A 20,766-nucleotide genomic window follows, 5' to 3' on the forward strand; every position below is an offset into this window, starting at 1 on the left:
CTAATAACCATTGCTCTAGGTTTTACAATTTTCAGCAAGCTCGATTCATGTGTTCAATCTTATTGTTTTTCAATGGTCACATGTTGCTCGCTAATAACCATTGCTCTAGGTTTTACAATTTTCAGCAAGCTCGATACATGTATTCAATCTTATTGTTTTTCAATGGTCACATGTTGCTGGTCGGTAATCGTTCTATTAGAACTTAAAATTTTTTTGGCCTGCCTGTACTGTGTTGTTTTGAAAAGTTTAGCAAATATAAGGATTATTGTAATTTACAAAAGTAGAAGTTGTTTATTTCCACCTTAAGGTTTCCATGATGTGCTTAATATCTTTTTTTAAATAATCAGCTGCTGGTAAAATCGAATCGAAATTTGGTTTGGCGTAAAAATAGAGTGAGCCATTCAAGAAGTGATTCACACTATCTGTAACGTAAAACTGCGATTGTGAGGCTGCATTGCCACCCACTTCGTAAAACATTCCGTAAACTTTGTGCTCCTTATTGGAGTATAAATTGCTTTCTATAACATCTGCTTTTTGAGTGTGCTCCTGAGTCAGGTTTTGAGAATCTCTAATTAGCGGGATCAGATTGTCTTCAGTCACTTTAATATAGGTCAAATAAATGGTGCCTTTTAAGGTAGGATAATTGAGGTCTATCCCGAAAGTTTCATTTTTAGAATCTACTTTGATGTTTTTGATGCGTTCCGCAAGGAGGTTTTTCTCAAATGTGAACGGCAAATTGAGATCAGTGTCTTCATATTCAGCCGGAGGATAGTCTAATCGCAAAAATCCTTTTGGTTTTGGGATAGGATCTTCTCCACAGGAAAAAAAGAGCGCAAGAAGTAGGGTAAGACTATAAAGTTTAATTTTTATCATTTTAAAATGGTAAATTTTACTTGTTTAATGCGCTTCTTGTCTAAAGTTTCAATCGTAAACAGGTAATTTTTAAAATTTATTTTACTGCCGCGCCTCGGGAAAATTCCAGAGATTTCTAAAACGAAACCTGCAATCGTTTCGGCTTCACCTTTGTGATTTTCAAAATCGGCGTCAGAATCGAGATTCACAATCTTATAAAAATCCTTTAACGGCGTTTTGCCATCAAACGAATAATTATTGTCGTCTAGTTTGGTGTAGATCAAGTCGTCATCATCAAATTCATCACTGATATCTCCAACAATTTCTTCGATGACATCTTCTAAGGATACCAATCCGGAAGTGCCGCCATATTCATCAACCACCACCGCTAAATGGACTTTTTTCTCTTGAAATTCCGCCATCAAATCATCGAGCTTTTTATTTTCAGGAACGAAAAAGGGCTCCCGTAACAATGCTGTCCAATCAAATTGCTTCCGATCAATATAAGGCAGTAAGTCTTTAACGTATAAAATACCCACCACGGTATCAATAGTGTCTTTATATACGGGGATTCTTGAATAGCCATTCTTGATAATTTCCGGGATGATCTCCGAATATTTCAAATCTGTATGCAAGGCGAAAATGTCAATACGCGGGCGCATGACCTGTTTGGTGTCCGTGTTTCCGAAAGAGACGATGCCTTGTAGTATGCGGTGTTCTTCCATGGTGGTCTCATGCTCCCCAGTTAATTCCAATGCCTGAGACAACTGATCGACACTCAAATTTGATTTCTGTTTTCCTAAACGATCGTGAATACTAATAGTAATGGAGCGCATGGGTAAACTGATTGGGGAAAAGATGATGTCTAAAAAACGCACCGGTTGGGCCATGAACATGGCAAATTTATTACGGTTTCTGTTGGCGTAAATTTTTGGGATAATCTCTCCGAAAAGTAAAATAAGGAAGGTAACCATGACCACTTCCAGCAAGAATTTTAACCAGGTGATGCCAATCTGGTGGAAAACAAATTCTCCCAGGTAGGCAAAGAGGATGACGATGGCAATGTTGATAAAATTATTGGCGACCAAAATGGTGGCTAACAATTTTTTAGGACGTTCCAGGAGTTTTGAGATGGTTTGAAATGCCGTAGCGTTTTCTTGCAATCCGTTATCAATGTCTGAACGGGTTAAGGAGAAAAAAGCGACTTCTGCACCAGAAATCATGGCTGAACACGCAAGCAAAACAAATAATAAGACCACACCAATAATTAGGGAGATGTTGTCAGAAGACTGAAGGATAAGGAGTTGTATGGGTTCAGGGTCCAAAGGAAATGAAGTTAGTTGAATTTTTAAAATGGTAAATCGTCAGTCTGTTCAGGCTCTGCCGTGTCTTTATTAGGGTTTGACGCTGGCGAAGGCTGATTGGATTGGTTTGATTGATTTGAAGAATGTTCCTGACTGTCTTTTTTAGTACTTAAAAATGTAAAGTCAGTGCATTGAATTTCAGTTGAATAGCGTTCAATGCCCTTGTCGTCATTCCATTTTCTTGTTTTAATACGGCCTTCAATATAGACCTTATCACCTTTGCTTAAATATTTTTCACATATTTCCGCCGCTTTATTGCGTACCACTATATTGTGCCACTCCGTATTACTAATACGCTCATTGGTCTGTTTACTTGTATAAGTCTCATTAGTAGCCAGAGGGAAACGTCCAACGCAGTTTTTATCATCAAAATAATGCATTTTCACATCATCACCTAAGTGACCAATCAACATGACTTTATTTAAAGTTCCAGACATAATCGTTTAAGAATTTAAATGCAAAATTAACCAATTGCACGGACTTTATTAAAAGTAATAAAAAAATGTGAGTTAATATTTATAGTGCCCACAATTTGTGACATTAGTAGGCTACTATGAAGTAACTTTTAAAAACTAAGAGATGCATATCATTATAGGTGTTGTCTAGTTTTCTACATTATATAAGTTGTATTCCGACGAACACTACCTTACGTGAGTCTTACCATCAATACAAACAAAACTTAGTTACCGAAGAATTCGTCAATAAAATTACTGATCAGAATGGGTGTCGGATGGTGTTTAATTTCCGCAACGGGCATCCCTTGCTGCGGTAATTGATCGATTTCTATTATCCAAAATTTGGTATGCAAATGTTGATGCGAAAGTTTATGAACGATGTCTATATTATTATAGAGACTAAACTCATAGGGCGCATCACCTAGATAGGTTTGGATAAACGGATGTGTTTTAAAATCGGCTATCTGAAGTTTCTGATCCGTTTCTAGTAAAGGGAATTGATATAGATTTTGCCAGATGCCTTTTTTTGCTCTTTTTTGGAATAAGGTTTTTTTATCCGTGGAGAGTAGGACTAAGAAATTGAAATATTTGGTGCTGACTTTAGTTTTTTTAAGTTTAACAGGGAGTTGATCAATTAGGTTTTTCTGCAACGCTACGCAGCTATCATTTAAAGGACAGGTTTGACAATTTGGATTTTTTGGTTTGCATTGCACGGCACCAAACTCCATTATGGCCTGATTATAATCTGACGGATGGTCATGATCCATTAAAGAGGTAGCGAGCGCTTTAAATTCTTTAATGCCTACTGTAGAATTTATTGGGGTGGCTATGCCAAAATAACGCGACAATACTCTGTAAACGTTACCGTCAACTACAGCGGTAGGTTCGCCAAAGCAGATGGATGCTATGGCGCTGGCAGTATAATCACCAACACCTTTCAGTTTTAAGAGCTCTTTATAGGTGTTAGGGAAAACGCCATTAAGCTCTGTGGCAATGTATTTTGCAGTGGTGTATAAATTGCGTGCTCTAGAGTAGTAACCCAAGCCCTGCCAAAGTTTTAAAACCTCAGTTTCTTGGGCATTAGCAAGATCAAAAACTGAAGGGTATTTGGTAACAAATGCCTCGTAATAAGGTTGTCCTTGCGCTATTTGGGTCTGTTGTAAAATTATTTCCGATAACCAGATGTAATAGGGGTTTTTAGTTCTTCGCCAAGGGAGGTCACGCTTATGTTCTGAATACCAAATAGTTAAAGTCTTGTTAAAATCCATTTAAATTTTTTAATCTGCGCAAACATAATCCTTTACAAGCTTAAATTTTAATTAATTAGGCTTGAAATATTGAAATTAAAATCCCTATATTTGCATCCCTTATAATTAATAGATAAACCCTAAAATTAATAACAATGACAAAAGCTGATATAGTAGCTAAAATTTCTGAGAAGTTAGGAATTGAAAAAGGAGATGTTCAAGCGACCGTTGAAACCTTTATGGAGGAAGTTAAAACATCTTTAGAGAGTGGAGATAATGTGTATTTAAGAGGTTTCGGTAGCTTTATCGTTAAAACAAGAGCTGAGAAAACAGGAAGAAATATTTCTAAAAACACGACAATTAAAATACCAGCACACAACATTCCAGCATTTAAGCCTGCAAAAGTTTTTGTAGAAGGCGTTAAATCTAATGTTGAAGTATAGTAAAAGATATAAAACGAAACATTAATTTAAAAAAGACTTGATTTATGCCAAGTGGTAAAAAAAGAAAAAGACATAAGGTAGCGACGCATAAGCGTAAGAAACGTAGACGCGCTAACCGTCACAAGAAAAAATAAATTGAAAAAGTAGTTTTTAACTACTTTTTCGGTTTTACAGTAACGTTCTTTGATATAAAATTTGGGTGTGACCGCTGGTTGTGGTCCGCTTTAAATTTACCGGAATTATCCCGATGTACAATCGGGAATCCTGTGTCAAAAAATTTAGTATAATCCATCTGTTCTGATGTATTTCAGGACGGATTTAAATTAACAACATGGATAAGGAATTAATTATTCGTTCAAGTTCAGACTTTGTTGATTTTGCCTTATTAAAAGATGGAAAACTTATTGAATTACATAAAGATGAAGAGGATAACAACTTTGCGGTTGGTGATGTGTTTATTGCCAAAATCCGTAAAGCCGTTCCTGGACTAAATGCTGCATTTGTAAATGTAGGTTTTGAAAAAGATGCATTTTTGCACTATCATGATTTAGGTCCAAAATTACCTTCACTTTTAAAATTCGTAAAACGTGTAAGCACAGGGAAACACACAGATTTTCTGCTCAAAAACTTTCAGTTTGAAAAAGATATTGATAAAGATGGCAGCATTGCTGACGTCTTAAAATCCAATCAATCGCTATTAGTTCAAATTGTAAAAGAACCTATTTCAACAAAAGGACCTCGCATTAGTAGCGAGTTGTCAATTGCCGGAAGGTATATTGTTTTAGTACCCTTTTCAGATCGGATTTCTATCTCTCAAAAGATAGAATCCAAAGAAGAAAAAGATCGTTTAAAACGATTGGTCAAAAGCATTACCCCTAAAGGATTTGGCGTTATTGTCCGCACCGTTGCTGAAGGTAAAAAAGTGGCTGAGTTAGACACTGATTTGCAGAACCTTTTAAGCCGTTGGACAGCAATGTGCAAGAAGCTTAATAAGGCCCCTCACCCAAGTAAAGTACTTGGAGAGATGAACAAAGCATCTTCAATTTTGAGGGACATCTTCAACGATTCTTTCTCAAGTATTGTTGTAGATGATGAAGAGTTATATATGCAAATCAAAGATTACGTGCATCAAATAGCACCGAAAAAGGAATCTATTGTAAAACATTATCAAAATGGCGTGCCCATTTTTGAGAAACATGGTATTGAGAGGCAAATAAAAACCTCTTTCGGGCGTACAGTCTCTATGGCTAAAGGTGCGTATATTGTGATAGAACACACCGAAGCACTTCATGTTATTGATGTGAACAGTGGCAATAGATCCAATAAAGAAAAAAATCAAGAGGATACTGCTTTAGAAGTTAACATGATTTCAGCTACTGAAATTGCCAGACAATTGCGTTTACGTGATATGGGTGGTATTATTGTAGTCGATTTTATTGATATGGGCAATGCAGAGAATCGAAAAAAACTGTACAATCATCTTCGTGACGAAATGAAAGATGATAAAGCAAAACATAAGATATTACCTCCTAGCAAATTCGGTCTGATACAAATTACCAGACAACGCGTGCGCCCAGAAAGGAATATTGAGACAAGAGAAGAGAACCCAAATGTTGGCGGAGAAGATATTGAAGCACCAATCAAGGTGGTACAACGCATCCAACAGGACATGGAACGAATTTTCAAAAAAGACTACAAGAAGGTGACCTTAAACACACATCCTTTTATAGCAGCCTTTTTGACCAAAGGATTCCCTTCCATCAGGTCGAAATGGTTTTTAGAACATAAAAAATGGGTAAAAGTATTACCCAGAGATGCTTACACATATCTTGAATACCATTTTTACGATAAAAATGGTGACAAAATCGATTAAATCATAAACCCCTTAGTTCTTCGGAAGTAAGGGGTTTTTTTATGGACTTATTTTAAAAGTTAAGCCAAATTGGTAATCAGTTTTCTATGGTAAGTTTATCTAACCTTGTTTGGTCTTATGATCAGATGTTGGTGAAAACACCAACAATGGCTAAAAAATAATTCTAAAGTTTCGTCTTAATTTCAATTTTTCCATTAGTTGCTTTATAAGGTTCAAATATGATAATTCTATTGCCCTCGTCATAATAGTCTGTATACCATCTTTCATCTATATCTCCTGATAATCTTAAAATGGGTTCACTATCTTGTGAATGGAGCTTTATTAATATTGTATCATTACTATAGCCCTTTATCCAAACATTCATCATGGAATATGGATAGTTTTTGTAGGGTTCTAGTACAATTTCTTTAGAAACAGTAAAGTCTTCGATGAACAAGCTTTTTTCATCCTTATTGCAGGAGGATAATAGTATTAAAAAAAACCATGTCAGAGAATTAATTTTTTTCATTTTCTAATTATTTGTAGGGGTTAACTGGGATGCATCAGTTGCTCGCCAAAAATCAAAAATTAATTCTAGATGGTTAAGTTATTGTGCCATTGTCTAATACATATAATTTCTCTCTTTTTGAATTACGATTCTTCCATAAAATTAATAAGGTAAAATCTTGGTATCTTAGCTGTCACAAGATTCTATGTCTAAAATTATAAAAAAATTTTGTGGGTCTAAAAATTTCTTTCTTATCCAAAGCCTTCCCGTCCATCAGATCTAAAAGGTTTTTAGAACATAAAAAATGGGTAAAAGTATTACCCAGAGATGCTTACACATATCTTGAATACCATTTTTATGATAAAAATGGCGACAAAATCGATTAAATCATAAACCCCTTAGTTCTTCGGAAGTAAGGGGTTTTTTTATGTCTCATCTTTTATGGGATGCATTTTAGGGTTTAGAAATCCCATAATTGATCTCTGATTGAAGCGTATCGCAACTTTTTTTTACAGATTATAGTGGTTGAGCCCTCGTATGCTACTAGTGCTCAGCTGTTCACACTGCTCTCTCGATTTCTTCAATTATTTATGCACTTTGCAAGCAACCTTTTGCAGTTTCAGACATCTTGTAAATGAACTTAAAATCTACAAAAAAATGAAAAAAATGAATGTATTGATGAAATCCTTATTAGTGTGTACGGCACTTTTTATGATGGGCTGTAATACTGATGATGGCATTTCCTGTCCTGAACCAATTACCGGCGAACTGACTGCTGAAGAAACTGATTTTACAGGGTCTTGGGTATTGACTGGCATGGAAGCTAATGACGAATTGGATATCACCGATGACAATAAAGATAATCCGAGTAAGGATGTTTTTGCGCAATATTCAGAATGTCAACGTGACTTGGTCTACGAGTTTTTGAACAGTAGAAGTTATGCTTTTAAACAAGGCACCATCTCTACAGACTGTGAGAATAAGCAAAGTGTTACCGGAACATGGAGTCTTAATGCTAAGGTTTTGACCTTAGTGTCGAGTTGTGCAACGCAAAACATCACCATCGCATTTAATGAAGAAGAGGACAAGTTTACCTATTTCGCGGTGGTGAACATCCGCGAGGTAAATGGATTGGTAAGAAGTACTAAAATTACTTTTACGTTCTCCAAAATTCAAGCCTAATCAGTCCAATTGGAATGGTATAGAAAAAGCGGATGATACATCCGCTTTTTCTATTCTATTTAACTGGTTTTACGATCAGGCCGCAGGGTTTGGAATGATCTTGTGAACATCTTCAATAGCCTCTAAAACCTCATCGGATAAATTTAAATTGATGCTTTCAATATTTTCCTTTAGCTGAGACATTGTCGTGGCTCCAATAATGTTGCTGGTTACAAAAGGTTGTTGAGTGACAAAAGCAAGCGCCATTTGAGAAAGTTTTAATTGATGTGCTTCAGCAATGGAGAGATATTTTTTGGTAGCGTCTGTACAGGATGCGCTGCTGTAACGTGCAAACCTAGTGAATAGATTTAGTCGCGAGTTTTTAGAGTCTTCACCTTTAATGTATTTCCCTGATAACACACCGCAACCCAATGGAGAGTAAGCTAAAAGCCCTATATCTTCGCGCATGGCAATTTCAGCCATATCACCTTCAAATAGCCGATTAAGTAACGAGTACGCATTTTGTACGGTCAGCATTCTTGGTAAATCATGTTTTTTAGACTCTTCCAGATACCGCATAGTGCCCCAGGCTTTTTCATTGGAAATTCCGATGTGTCTTACTTTCCCTGATTTCATAATCCCATCAAAGGTGTGTAGAATCTCGTTGAAATTATCATCCCATGCTTCGTCCTCATGTTTATAATCGCGAATGCCCAAAGTATTGGTGATGCGCTCCGGCCAATGCAGTTGATACAAGTCTATATAATCCGTTTTTAAACGCTCCAGACTCTTGTTTACCGCGTCCTTTATAGCCTCCGGACTAAAGCCGTTGGTTCTGATATGGGCCGTGTACTCTCCTGGGCCTGCAATTTTAGAGGCTAAGACTACCTTATCTCTATTGCCAGTTTTTTGAAACCATTGGCCAATGATACGTTCTGTATCGGCATAGGTTTTTGCCTCTGAAGGTACAGGATAGAGTTCTGCGGTATCAAAAAAGTTGATGCCTTGGTCTAAGGCATAATCCATTTGTTCAAAACCTTCAGCTTGGGTGTTTTGGAGGCCCCAAGTCATGGTGCCTAAGCACAATTTGCTAACTTTAATATCGGTTTGTGGTAGTGTGGTGTAGGTCATAGTGCTATGCTTTCTAATTTTGATGTGTATATGTTCAAAGATAAAAAAAACCTTTCAGCTCTTGTGGAACGGAAAGGTTTGTTGTTTACATGTATTTTGAATTAACATGAGTTTTTTTTATTGAGGTTTCGACTGCGCTCAACCTGACAACGACTGCGCTCAACCTGACATAGACAGCGCTCAACCTAACACTTTTGTTGCTTTAATTTAATATTCGAAATATTATCTAAAAGGGTTTCGACTGCGCTCAACCTGACATCGACTGCGCTCAATCTGACAATTGTTATTACTCGTTTAATAATTTAGAAATCTCATCCAATTTTGGGGTTAATATCACCTCAATGCGTCGGTTTTTTGCTTTGCCTTCATTGGTGTCATTACTCGCTATTGGGGCATATTCTCCGCGACCTGCTGCCGTCAGGTTTTCAGGATTAATTGCGGAGTTTTCTTTTAAAATCTGCACAATTGCTGTAGCGCGTTTTGTAGATAAATCCCAATTGCTGTTGATGACGCCAGTTCCGGTGTAAGGATCATTATCAGTATGACCTTCAATTAAAATGGCTATTTCAGGATTTTCTGCTAATACTGCTCCCAATTGGTTCACGGCCTGTTTCCCGTTGGCGCCCACTGCCCAACTTCCGGATTGGAATAACAATTTGTTTTCCATAGACACATAAACCTTTCCATCGCGTTGCTCTACGGTCAAACCTTTGCCTTCAAAGTTGGTCAATGCTTTCGAAATGGCATTTTTAAGTTTGTTCATGGCGGCATCTTTAGAAGCGATCATACTTTCAAGTTCCGCAATCCGTTGTGAACGCGCTTCCATATCCTCTTTTAATTTTTGTAAACGGCCATTTTCAGTTGCCAATGCCTGTTCTTTAGCCTCCAACTGCGCCAATAGCTCCCGATTCTTTTTAGAGTTTTGGGCAATAGCTGAGGAACTGTTTTGTTCTAAAGCTTCGTAAGACGTCTGTAAATTATCGAGATTTGTTTTTGCGGCATCGTAGTCTCTTTGGAGTTGGTTACGCTTGGCAGTGGTATCATCATAATCTCTCTGTAATTGGAGCAATCGGTTTTGAGAAAGCAGCAAATCTTTTTTTAGAGACCCATTTTCATCAGATAGTTTCCGATTATCTTTTCTGAGCGTGGCATATTTACTTTCTAAATCAGTGTAGATTTTTTTGGATACACAAGAGGTCGCCAACATCAGTGTCAAAACAATAAGGGACAGTTTTTTAATCATGGTTATAAAAGTTTAGTGATAGGTAAATGTGGTTTTATTATATCGTAAATCGTAAATCAAAAATCAAAGCAACAATCGTAACTCAACAATCAACAATCGCAAATCAACAATCAACAATCGAAAATCAGCAATCAACAATCAACAATCGACAATCTTCAATTCTCAATCTTCAATTTCCAGCAAGATAGGACAATGGTCACTATGCACCGCATCTGATAAGATAACGCTGCGTTTCAGTTTTTCTTGTAAAGGCGCGTTGACTAAGGCATAATCCAAACGCCAGCCCTTATTGCGGGCTCGAGAATTCGCTCTATAACTCCACCAGGTATAATGGTCGGGCTCTTTGTTAAAGTGTCTGAAAGAGTCTATAAAACCAGTGTTTATAAAATTTCCAATCCATTCACGTTCCACCGGTAGAAATCCGGAAACATTGGAAAGTCCTTTGGGATTGTGAATGTCTATTGCTTCGTGACAAATATTATAATCGCCCAAAATGATAAGATTCGGGACCGCTATTTTTAAAGTATCAATATACGCCTGAAACATGTCCATATAGTCAAACTTGTGTTGTAACCGTGCATCATTGGTGCCTGAAGGCAGGTACAAACTCATTACGGAAACCCCTTCTTGGCCAGGGGAAGTGGGCGCGAAATCGGCCCGGATATTTCGTCCTTCAAAATCCATTGACGGAATTCCTGTACCGTATTCCACATGAACGGGTTCAATTTTACTCAAAATGGCGACGCCACTGTAACCTTTTTTTTCTGCGCTAAACCAATAGTGGTACTTATATCCCGCATCCTCAAAAAGTTTAACGTCTACTTGCGCTCTCATGGCTTTAATTTCTTGCAAACAAACGACATCGGGGTTGGCGCTTTTTAACCAATCGATAAAACCTTTATTAAGTGCAGCGCGAATACCATTGACATTGTAAGAGATAATTTTCATTAGGGTAAGATTATAATTTTAGGGGCGCAAGGTTCATTAAGGTAGTGAACCGTCTTTGCGTTAATACGTATTGCTGATTTCGCGCTAAATTAAATAATACTGTACTTTTATACGGTAATTTTAAAGGCATTTTAACGATTGATTTTGGTTGCTGTCTTTAGAAGTGAAACCATCCAATGAAGATTGCTGCTGCTCTTGTGTTTTTTTTCGCTAGCTGTTGTGCGTATGCACAGCAACCTCCTTCCAATTTCCGGACGAAAACGATGGCAGTAAAAGCAGTGATCCAAATAGATTCCGTCAGTATCAACTCGAGTCTTTTTAATTTGACCACTAAAGAAGGGGTGCCAATTGATAGCACAAATTACATCATCGATTTTCCTAAAGCCCTACTGACCTTTAAAAAGCCAATTTCTTCAGATTCCGTCATCGTTAATTATTTACGGTACCCGAACTTCATTACTCGAAAATACGTTCAGCTTGATGCTAAAATAATTGTGGATAATACGGCAAATATACAGCAATTGTACCGGTTACAACAATCCACTTTGACTAGAGATTTCACGCCCTTTGAGGGCTTGACTACTTCAGGGAGTATTTCGAGAGGTGTAACCCTGGGTAACAATCAGAATTCCGTTTTAAACAGTGAGTTGGATTTGCAAATCTCCGGTAAATTAAGTGATAAAGTAGCGCTAAGGGCCTCCATTCAGGATGCTAACATTCCTTTGCAGGAAAGCGGATATTCCCAGCGATTGGATGAGTTTGATCAGGTCTTTATTGAATTGTTAAGCGACGATTGGCGAATTAGGGCGGGAGATATAGATTTGGTGAACACCAACTCTTATTTTGCCAGATTTAGCAAACGCGTTCAAGGCTTGCTTGTCGATGTCAATTTAGATGATGAGGACGCCACAACCAATCTTTTTGCAGCAGGAGCATTGGTTCGAGGTCAATTTACCACCAGCCAATTTACGGCGCAAGAAGGCAATCAGGGCCCGTATAAATTACGAGGTCCCAACAACGAATTGTACGTTCTGGTGGTTTCGGGGAGTGAAACTGTTTACGTTAATGGCACCCCGATACGACGTGGGGAATCACAAGATTACATCATCGACTATAATGCGGGAGAAATTATTTTCAATTCCACCTTTCCCATCACTTCTGAAATGCGAATTACCGTAGATTACCAATTTAGTGAACGTAACTTTTCAAGATTTACGGCCTTTGGCGGTGGCGGTTATAACACTGAGAAATTAAAAATTGGCGCTTCGGTTTATTCGGAAATCGACTCCAAAAATCAACCCTTGCAGCAAAATCTTTCTCCAGAACAGGTGCAAATATTAGCGCTTGCCGGGGATGATTCAACCGTAATGGTGGCGCCTTCAGGTGTTCGGGAAACCTATAATGAAAATCGGATTTTATATCGAAAAATCATATTGGACGGGAAGGAAGTTTTTGAGTTTTCTAACACTCCAGAGGATGAGCTGTACAGTGTAAAGTTTCGATTGGTAGCTGATAATCAAGGAGACTATGTGCTTGTCAATACTAATTCGGTTTCTAATATTTATGAGTATGTGGCGCCAATATCTGGGGTTTCACAAGGCAACTATGCGCCCATTGTGAAGTTGATTGCGCCTACAAAAGTACAAGTTGCCGTGGTGAACGGAACGTATCATCCAACTGATCGAACCGAAATCTATTTTGAAGCTGCAGGAAGCAAGAACGATTTGAATCTATTTTCTGATTTAGATGATGCCAATAATGATGGCTTTGCCGGAAAACTCCGGGTCAGACAACAGCTTATAAAATCAGACAGTTTATGGAATCTTTCTGTATTGCTAGATGCGGACATCATTCAAGAAGACTTTAAAACCATTCAACGGTTGTATCAGGCCGAATTTAGCAGAGATTGGAACTTGGATGCACCGTTAGGGAATCAAAATTTATTGACTGCAGGTGTCGAGCTGTACAATCCTAAAAACGGTTTTGCTTCTTATACATTTGAGCATTTAAAGTATTCTGAGAATTTTAATGGCCAACGGCATAAAGTCTATGCGAGTGTGAAATTTGACAACTGGCAGCTGTTTACCAATACCAGTGGGCTAACGAGTAAGAGCCATAGTTCTGAATCCACATTTTTGAGAACATTTAATAGCGCTATCTACCATTTAAAAAAGCAGTGGGTGGGTACAAAAATAGCTGCTGAGGATAATGAACAACGCGAAATCCAAAGTAATCGACTGACCAACCTGAGTCAGCGTTTTAAATCGGCAGAAGTGTTTTACGGTAGGGGCGATAGCACTAAAGTGTTCGCTGAAGTGGGCTATAAGTTTCGGGTTAATGACAGTTTAAAAAACGCTATTCTACAAAAAGTGAGCAGCTCAAATACCTATTATTTAAAATCTAAACTCATCCAAAATACCACGACTGATTTTGGGGTGTACATCAATTTTCGCAGCTTAAAACCAAAAGACAAAGGCCTTAAAGACGAACACTCCTTAAATTCAAGAGTAACCTTCAACAAGCAATGGTTTGATCAAATGGTTCAATGGAACAGCGTTTTTGAAACCAATGCCGGTACTCTGCCTCAGCAAGATTTCACATACGTAAACGTGGAGACTGGTCAAGGTGTTTACACTTGGATTGACTATAATAACAACGGCATACAGGAGCTTAATGAGTTTGAAATTGCACAATTTCAGGATGAAGGAGAATATATTCGGGTGCTCTTGCCCAATCAGATTTATGTAAAAACACACCAAAATAGATTGAGCCAGACGGTGACTATAAATCCGCATCAATGGGTGGTAAGTGAAGCTGGCGCCAAGAAATTTTGGTCGCATTTTTATAGCCAAACGTCCTATCTGATTGATCGGAAAATAAACAGAGAAGAACAACCTTTTGATCTTAACCCTTTTGATGCTGTTGCAGACAAGCAATTGGCATTGCACAAAAGCGTTAGGAATGTGTTGTTTTTTAACCGTGGCCAACAACGCTTTACCACCTCTTATACCTTTCTAAACAACACGTCAAGAACTTTGCTTTCAATAGGATTTCAGGAAAATAGGCTAAAAAGCCATCAACTCAATTTTAATCATAAATTTGAGGAGAGTTGGTTTTTAAGTATAAAAGGGAGCTTAGAGGAACATATGAGTTTAAGTGAGAATTTTACCTCTAGGAATTATCAAATTGATGAGACGCGCATAAAACCAAAGGTGTCCTATTTATTTAACGAAAATGCTCGTTTTGATGTATTTTATCAATATACGTCCAAAGATAATACCATAGGGAATAGGGAAAATTTGCTTCAAAATAATTTTGGTTTTGCATTCACCTACAACAATGCTCAAAAAGTTGCGCTGAATGGGGAGGTCAATTTTTTTAACAATGCTTTTACTGGAAAAGCAAATACCCCCGTGTCCTATCAGATTTTAGAAGGTTTGCAAACGGGTAGAAACTTCACCTGGTCCTTATTGGCCCAAAAGAAATTAACAGCATTTTTAGATTTAAATTTTAATTATTTCGGACGCAAATCGCAATCCTCCCAAACCATTCATACGGGTACGGTGCAATTAAAGGCATATTTTTAGAACCTGAGATTTATCACGGCGACCCTATTTAATTTTTTGTAGCTTTGTAGAATCATGTCTAAGCTGCTCGCCATATTTTATGCCTCCTTGATTCTTTTTCAAAGTTTGAATATCAGCTTTGAAGATGTGTCAAAGCTGAGTGCGCTATTAGAACATGCAACTTATCATCAAGAGACTTATGGCGACTCATTCGCGCAATTTATTTCTGAACATTATGGTGCTTCGTTAGTGCAACATGAAAATGAGCATTCAGAACACGACAATCTTCCTTTTAAGCATGACGGTCATAATAGCTGTCAAGTTGCTACAAATTTCACACTACTACATTTCGATATTTTAAAGTCTTACGAGACGTTTACTGAAATCCCTTTTAACTTCTTCTACAAGGAAAGCACGTCTTTATTTGAGAAACCATCTGTGTTTCAACCGCCACAAATGGCATAATTGCTATGATTTTAAGTTATTATAAATAAGCCGTTTCTCTATGGCTTAAAACACTTTACGCATACATTATGTTAGAAAACATTATTAAATTTAGTTTAAGGAATAAGCTTATTATTCTACTATTTATGGGAGTTGTAGTGGGCTTCGGAATTTACTCATTAACAAAAATCTCCATTGGTGCCGTTCCTGATATCACCAATAACCAAGTGCAGGTCATCACCACCTCGCGCAATTTATCCACTCAAGACGTTGAACAATTTATCAGTTATCCGATTGAATTAGAAATGGCGAATTTGCCCGGTGTTGTGGAGATTCGATCCATTTCAAAATTTGGACTTTCAGTGGTGACCATCGTTTTTGAAGATGATATGGGTACTTACCTACCACGACAATTGATTGCCGAAAAAATAAAAACCGCATCCGAGAAAATACCTGAAGGCTTTGGAACACCAGAAATGGGGCCGATTACTACAGGACTAGGCGAAATTTATCAATATATCTTAGATGTAAAACCAGGCTATGAAGACCGGTATAGTATTACAGAATTGCGGACAATTCAAGATTGGATTGTCAAACGGCAACTGTCTGGAATTCCGGGGGTCGTGGAGGTTAATACCTGGGGAGGCTTTTTAAAGCAATATGAAGTGGCCATCAATCCGCAGCAATTGACAGCCATGAACATTTCAATCTCCGAACTATACGAGGCGCTCGAAAAAAACAACAGTGTCGCGGGTGGCGGGTATATAGAAAAGACCAATCAGGCGTTCTTTATCCGTGGTGAAGGCTTGATCAGTTCTTTAGAAGATATCGAAAATATTGTGGTCAAAAACGATGGTGTGCCCACCTTGATAAAAGATGTAGCTACCGTTGGTTTTGGCAGTGCAACGCGCTTTGGGGCTATTACGGGAAATGGTGAAGGCGAAAAAGTTTTAGGCCAGATCATGATGATTAAGGATGGCGACTCTAAAAAAATCATTGAAGCGGTAAAGGAGCGGGTGGCGTCTATTGAAGAAACTTTACCTGAAGGCGTCTATATCAATGCGTTTCTAGAACGTACGGAACTTATTGACAAAACCACATTTACCGTAGCGGAAAACTTAATTCTAGGGTCTCTCATTGTTATTTTCGTAGTGGTCCTATTATTGGGAAATTGGCGTTCAGGTTTGGTCGTCGCCTCAGTGATTCCGTTAAGTTTGCTATTCGCCATTTCCCTAATGAACGTCTTTGGCGTTGATGCCAATTTAATGAGTCTTGGTGCCATTGATTTCGGAATTATCATTGATGGATCGGTGATTATTGTAGAATTTATTGCCTTTCAGATTGCCAGTCAAAGTGCCAAAATAAAAGGACTCACTAAAATTGATCAACAGGCCGAAATTGATAAGATCACCCTAAAAAGTGCCTCTAAAATGATGAACTCCGCCATATTTGGACAACTCATCATTCTAATCGTGTTTATCCCTATCCTGTCTTTAGATGGGGTGGAAGGTAAAATGTTTAAGCCAATGGCCATGACCTTCAGTTTTGCCTTGATAGGTGCCATGATTTTTTGTCTTACCTATGTTCCCGTAGTATCCTCAATATTTTTAAAAGCTACAAAACAGAACGAAAAGAATGTTTCTGCGCGCTTAATGCGTTTTTTAAACAGACAATATAGACCCGTAATCCATTGGGCATTGTTTAACACACGTATTGTTATAGGAGTGTCTGTGGTGTTGTTAGTGTTAAGTGGCTGGATTTTTAGTAGGATGGGAGGCGAGTTTGTACCCACCCTCGACGAAGGCGATTTTGTGATTCAACCCGTTTTAAAAACGGGAACCTCGTTGAGTAAAACGATTGAGATTACCACAAAAATCGAACAAATATTACTGAAAAAATTTCCTGAAGTGGAGCAGGTGGTCACGCGTATTGGTGCAGCCGAAGTCCCTACTGACCCAATGTCTATGGAAGAAAGTGATGTGATCATCAAATTAAAACCAAAAAGCGAATGGGTATCGGCGAGTTCTAAAAATGAATTGGCCGATAAATTCAAGGAAGCCCTTCTGGTTATCCCAGGAATGGACGTTGAGTTTACCCAGCCTATAGAAATGCGTTTTAATGAGTTGATTACGGGAGTGCGAGCAGATGTGGCGATTAAGATTTTTGGTGAAGACCTATCAGTTTTAGCGCGCAAGGCCGAGGAAATTAGTGGGCTGATTCAAGACGTGGAAGGTGCTTCAGATATCATTGTAGAAAAAGTAGAAGGTTTACCTCAAATGAGTGTCAACTTTAATCGGGCCAAAATTGCACGTTATGGACTCAATATTGCCGATCTCAATCAACTTATTTCTGCTGGGTTTGCTGGCGGCATTGTGGGCAGTGTGTTTGAAGGCGAAAAACGATTTGATTTGGTGGTAAGGCTCGAAGCCTCCAAACGGAAAAATTTGGAAAGTCTTCAGAATCTGTATGTAGATACGCCTAATGGCGGGAAGATTCCGTTGAGTGAATTGGCCGAAATTAGTTACACCACTGGTCCTGCTAAAATATCGAGAGATGATACCAAGCGTCGTATTGTGGTTGGTGTCAATGTGAGAAACAGAGATTTACAGTCCGTTGTTGATGAGGTTCAAACGCTTATTGACACCAATATCAAACTCCCTTCTGGGTACAGCATCACCTATGGAGGGCAGTTTGAGAACTTACAAAGTGCCAAGGCCAGGTTATTAATAGCGGTTCCAGTTGCCTTGCTATTAATTTTTATTCTGTTGTATTTTGCCTTCCATTCCGTTAAAGATGCCTTATTGATTTATACTGCAATTCCACTGTCAGCAGTTGGGGGCATTTTGTTTTTATGGCTGCGCGATTTACCGTTTAGTATTTCAGCAGGTGTCGGGTTTATTGCGCTTTTCGGAATTGCAGTACTTAACGGCATTGTGTTAATAGAACATTTTAAAGAACTCAAAAGTGAAGGCATGACCAATATTGAAGAACGGATCAAAAGAGGGACGCAAGAACGGTTAAGACCGGTATTGTTGACCGCGTCAGCGGCGGCACTGGGGTTTTTGCCTATGGCTATTTCTACCAATGCTGGGGCCGAGGTGCAACGTCCGTTAGCAACCGTCGTAATTGGTGGTTTGATTAGTGCAACCATTCTAACTCTAGTTGTATTGCCGGTACTGTACGCTTGGGTGGAGAAGAAAAAAGATCTGAAAATGAAAAAATCAGGATTGCTAACCCTAATGGTGCTGATGTTGACTTTCAATATGAACGCTCAAGAACAACCGATGACTATTGAAGAAACGATGAGTATCGCCATTGTAAATAACGCCGGCCTCAAAGCCTCCGCCTTGCAAATTGAGGAAACTGATGCTTTGGTTGGAAGTGCTTTCAGCTTCGATAAAACTGAAATATTTTATAAAAATGAAAATGATGGTGGCGCCATTGAAACTTTAAAAGTGTTCGGGGTTTCTCAATATTTTAAGTTTCCTACCGTCTATTTTGCCGATCGAAACGTTAACAGGTCTAGGGTTGGCTTGCAAGAATCAGCACACGCTCTCAAGCTTCAAAGTTTGAAAAAAGAAGTGTATGCGGCCTATTATAATCTGAGTTACGCTAAAAACAAATCAGAATCTTACCGGTTTTTAGACAGTTTATACCAAAATTTTGCCAAGGCTGCCAAGCGCCGATTTGAATTGGGAGAAACTAATTATTTAGAAATGATCACCGCGCAGTCCAAACAAAAACAATTGGAAACGCTATATAAGCAAGCACAGCAATTGGAAGTCATTTACAATGCACGATTGCGGAAAATTGTTCAAGTGGAGGACATTACCGTCAATGACGATGCCTTAGAAAAATTGGAGCTCGACCCACGAGCGCTCAATGACAATGTTGGTCTACTGTATTATGAGGCCTCCAAAACATTTTATGAGGCCAAATTGCAACAGGAGAAGCAAAGTTTACTCCCGGATATAACCCTGGAATATCAACAAGGAGCCAATGACGGTTTTAATAATAACTTTTTGAGTTACCAAGTGGGATTAAAGATTCCGGTATTATTTTCTGGTCATGCTTCAAAAATAAAAGCGTCAAAACTTGCTCAAGAAATTGTTGCAGAACAACAACAGGATTATCAAACCAAATGGGAGGCTGAAAAAGAGGCCTTATACGCCCAATTGCAGCAGTATCGTGACGCCGTCTTGTACTATGAAACCCAAGGCAAAAGGTTGTCAGAAGAAATTATAAAAACAGCAGAACGCACACTTAAAGAGGGTGAGATTGATTTCTTCCAATACATTCAAAGTATAGAGACTTCAATGGATATTGAAATGTCCTATTTGGACAATCTTAATGCCTATAATCAAACCATAATTGCAATCAATCATCTAATTTTAAACTAATGAAACAACTATATATCTTGTTTGTGTTCACGCTTGTCATGGCTTGTGGAACCGATAAAAACGAACAAAAAACAGAAGAATCAAAAATGGCGACCAATGCATTAGTCATCACCAAAGCCCAATTTGAGGGTGAAAAAATGACTTTTGGCACTATTGCCGATTATGATTTCAATACGACTATTAAGGTAAACGGAATGATTGATGTGCCCACTCAAAACAAATCGAGCGTGAGTACTTTTATCGGTGGGTATGTGACCAAAAACCCGCTATTGGTGGGTGATGAGGTTAAGAAAGGGCAATATTTGCTCACTTTAGAAAACACGGAGATTGTGGAGATTCAGCAGGAGTATGCCGAAGTAGCGGAACAACTCAATTTTTTAAAGTCGGAGTTCACCCGTCAAAAGACGCTTTATGATGAAAACATCACCTCACAAAAAAACTTTTTAAAAGCCGAAAGCACTTATAAAAGCAGCTTAGCACATTACAATGGCTTAAAAAAGAAGTTGCAAATGATGCATATTAATCCGGCTTCAGTAGAGAAAGGAACTATTGGCTCCAGCATAAATCTATACGCTCCTATTGACGGATTTGTGACTAAGGTTAATATCAGTAATGGGACCTACGTGTCGCCGTCAGATGTCATACTGGAAATCATCGATACAGAGCATATTCATTTGGAATTATCAGTGTTTGAAAAAGATATTCTCAAAATTAAGAAGGGTCAGCCCATCGGCTTTCGAATTCCAGAAGCGTCTGATAGCATTTACAAAGCAGAAGTGCATTTGGTGGGAACCACAATTGATCCTGAAAACAGACGTGTGGTGGTGCATGGTCATATTGAAAATGACCACACCGCATTTATCGTAGGCATGTTTGCTGAAGCTTACATTGTTGTGGGTTCTTCTAAAGGCATGGCGTTGCCCAAAACCGCAGTGATTCAGCAAGACGATGATTTTTATGCACTCGTTTTAGAGCGCGAAACCGCGCAGGGCTATGAGTTTAAACAAGTAAAATTAGACTTAGGGAATGAAACTGAAGATATGGTGGAAGTGTTAAATTCAGTATCTTTAAACAATAAAAAAATTGTTACGGATGGTACCTACATGTTGCTCAATGAGTCAGATGGCGGCGGACATTCGCATTAAAATATAG

15 protein-coding genes are annotated in these 20,766 nt (G+C 38.3%); 7 read left to right on the forward strand and 8 right to left on the reverse strand.

Annotated elements, in window-relative coordinates; translation table 11 throughout:
* Positions 1-291: 291 nt before the first annotated feature.
* The 4 genes from gldD to mutY all read right to left on the reverse strand — a co-directional run bounded on the left by gldD (position 292) and on the right by mutY (position 3,939).
* Positions 292-873, reverse strand: a complete 582-nt coding sequence (gldD, locus tag ES711_RS03235; RefSeq protein ID WP_146889938.1) for a gliding motility lipoprotein GldD — start codon at positions 871-873, stop codon at positions 292-294.
* Positions 870-2,177, reverse strand: a complete 1,308-nt coding sequence (locus ES711_RS03240) for a gliding motility-associated protein GldE (protein ID WP_146889941.1) — start codon at positions 2,175-2,177, stop codon at positions 870-872. Before ES711_RS03240 ends, gldD begins: the two co-directional genes overlap by 4 nt.
* A gap of 23 nt (positions 2,178-2,200) precedes the next feature.
* On the reverse strand, positions 2,201-2,653 hold the full coding sequence (locus tag ES711_RS03245; RefSeq protein WP_146889944.1) for a single-stranded DNA-binding protein: 453 nt from the start codon (positions 2,651-2,653) through the stop codon (positions 2,201-2,203).
* A gap of 242 nt (positions 2,654-2,895) precedes the next feature.
* Positions 2,896-3,939 carry an A/G-specific adenine glycosylase gene (mutY, locus tag ES711_RS03250; RefSeq protein ID WP_146889947.1) on the reverse strand — a complete coding sequence of 348 codons (1,044 nt, stop codon included), beginning with the start codon at positions 3,937-3,939 and terminating at the stop codon, positions 2,896-2,898.
* A 134-nt stretch (positions 3,940-4,073) separates the two neighbouring features.
* On the opposite strand from mutY, the gene ES711_RS03255 reads away from it, so the two are divergent.
* The gene (locus ES711_RS03255; protein ID WP_066431871.1) at positions 4,074-4,361 is read left to right on the forward strand and encodes an HU family DNA-binding protein; all 288 of its coding nucleotides are present in this window, start codon (positions 4,074-4,076) and stop codon (positions 4,359-4,361) included.
* A 331-nt stretch (positions 4,362-4,692) separates the two neighbouring features.
* Complete coding sequence (locus ES711_RS03260) at positions 4,693-6,234, forward strand: Rne/Rng family ribonuclease (protein WP_146889950.1); 1,542 nt, start codon at positions 4,693-4,695, stop codon at positions 6,232-6,234.
* Between the two features lie 163 nt (positions 6,235-6,397).
* On the opposite strand, the gene ES711_RS03265 is transcribed toward ES711_RS03260, so the two are convergent.
* Positions 6,398-6,742, reverse strand: a complete 345-nt coding sequence (locus ES711_RS03265) for a hypothetical protein (protein ID WP_146889953.1) — start codon at positions 6,740-6,742, stop codon at positions 6,398-6,400.
* A gap of 636 nt (positions 6,743-7,378) precedes the next feature.
* On the opposite strand from ES711_RS03265, the gene ES711_RS03270 reads away from it, so the two are divergent.
* The gene (locus ES711_RS03270; protein WP_170245229.1) at positions 7,379-7,903 is read left to right on the forward strand and encodes a DUF5004 domain-containing protein; all 525 of its coding nucleotides are present in this window, start codon (positions 7,379-7,381) and stop codon (positions 7,901-7,903) included.
* Between the two features lie 75 nt (positions 7,904-7,978).
* On the opposite strand, the gene ES711_RS03275 is transcribed toward ES711_RS03270, so the two are convergent.
* From ES711_RS03275 to ES711_RS03285, 3 genes are all read right to left on the reverse strand, one after another.
* On the reverse strand, positions 7,979-9,013 hold the full coding sequence (locus ES711_RS03275; protein ID WP_146889959.1) for an aldo/keto reductase: 1,035 nt from the start codon (positions 9,011-9,013) through the stop codon (positions 7,979-7,981).
* 286 nt (positions 9,014-9,299) lie between these two features.
* Positions 9,300-10,256 carry an OmpA/MotB family protein gene (locus ES711_RS03280; RefSeq protein ID WP_146889962.1) on the reverse strand — a complete coding sequence of 319 codons (957 nt, stop codon included), beginning with the start codon at positions 10,254-10,256 and terminating at the stop codon, positions 9,300-9,302.
* 162 nt (positions 10,257-10,418) lie between these two features.
* Entirely contained in the window at positions 10,419-11,204 is a 786-nt protein-coding gene (locus tag ES711_RS03285; protein ID WP_146889964.1) for an exodeoxyribonuclease III, read from the reverse strand.
* Positions 11,205-11,467: 263 nt separating this feature from the next.
* Between ES711_RS03285 and ES711_RS03290 the strand changes: the two genes are divergently transcribed.
* From ES711_RS03290 to ES711_RS03305, 4 genes are all read left to right on the forward strand, one after another.
* Positions 11,468-14,791: a hypothetical protein gene (locus ES711_RS03290; RefSeq protein WP_246139110.1), complete on the forward strand. Its 3,324-nt coding sequence runs from the start codon at positions 11,468-11,470 to the stop codon at positions 14,789-14,791.
* A gap of 54 nt (positions 14,792-14,845) precedes the next feature.
* Entirely contained in the window at positions 14,846-15,235 is a 390-nt protein-coding gene (locus tag ES711_RS03295; RefSeq protein ID WP_146889970.1) for a hypothetical protein, read from the forward strand.
* A gap of 68 nt (positions 15,236-15,303) precedes the next feature.
* Complete coding sequence (locus tag ES711_RS03300; RefSeq protein ID WP_146889973.1) at positions 15,304-19,614, forward strand: CusA/CzcA family heavy metal efflux RND transporter; 4,311 nt, start codon at positions 15,304-15,306, stop codon at positions 19,612-19,614.
* The gene (locus ES711_RS03305; protein WP_170245230.1) at positions 19,614-20,759 is read left to right on the forward strand and encodes an efflux RND transporter periplasmic adaptor subunit; all 1,146 of its coding nucleotides are present in this window, start codon (positions 19,614-19,616) and stop codon (positions 20,757-20,759) included. Before ES711_RS03300 ends, ES711_RS03305 begins: the two co-directional genes overlap by 1 nt.
* Positions 20,760-20,766 lie beyond the last annotated feature (7 nt).

Source organism: Gelidibacter salicanalis, from assembly GCF_007997285.1.
GTDB lineage: Bacteria > Bacteroidota > Bacteroidia > Flavobacteriales > Flavobacteriaceae > Gelidibacter > Gelidibacter salicanalis.

Coding starts and splice junctions, on each gene's coding strand:
- ES711_RS03275 (WP_146889959.1), bottom strand. CDS start 9,013: ATGACCTACACCACACTACCACAAACCGATATTAAAGTTAGCAAATTG.
- ES711_RS03300 (WP_146889973.1), top strand. CDS start 15,304: ATGTTAGAAAACATTATTAAATTTAGTTTAAGGAATAAGCTTATTATT.
- ES711_RS03260 (WP_146889950.1), top strand. CDS start 4,693: ATGGATAAGGAATTAATTATTCGTTCAAGTTCAGACTTTGTTGATTTT.
- ES711_RS03280 (WP_146889962.1), bottom strand. CDS start 10,256: ATGATTAAAAAACTGTCCCTTATTGTTTTGACACTGATGTTGGCGACC.
- ES711_RS03265 (WP_146889953.1), bottom strand. CDS start 6,742: ATGAAAAAAATTAATTCTCTGACATGGTTTTTTTTAATACTATTATCC.
- mutY (WP_146889947.1), bottom strand. CDS start 3,939: ATGGATTTTAACAAGACTTTAACTATTTGGTATTCAGAACATAAGCGT.
- gldD (WP_146889938.1), bottom strand. CDS start 873: ATGATAAAAATTAAACTTTATAGTCTTACCCTACTTCTTGCGCTCTTT.
- ES711_RS03295 (WP_146889970.1), top strand. CDS start 14,846: ATGTCTAAGCTGCTCGCCATATTTTATGCCTCCTTGATTCTTTTTCAA.
- ES711_RS03255 (WP_066431871.1), top strand. CDS start 4,074: ATGACAAAAGCTGATATAGTAGCTAAAATTTCTGAGAAGTTAGGAATT.
- ES711_RS03290 (WP_246139110.1), top strand. CDS start 11,468: ATGGCAGTAAAAGCAGTGATCCAAATAGATTCCGTCAGTATCAACTCG.
- ES711_RS03270 (WP_170245229.1), top strand. CDS start 7,379: ATGAAAAAAATGAATGTATTGATGAAATCCTTATTAGTGTGTACGGCA.
- ES711_RS03285 (WP_146889964.1), bottom strand. CDS start 11,204: ATGAAAATTATCTCTTACAATGTCAATGGTATTCGCGCTGCACTTAAT.
- ES711_RS03245 (WP_146889944.1), bottom strand. CDS start 2,653: ATGTCTGGAACTTTAAATAAAGTCATGTTGATTGGTCACTTAGGTGAT.
- ES711_RS03305 (WP_170245230.1), top strand. CDS start 19,614: ATGAAACAACTATATATCTTGTTTGTGTTCACGCTTGTCATGGCTTGT.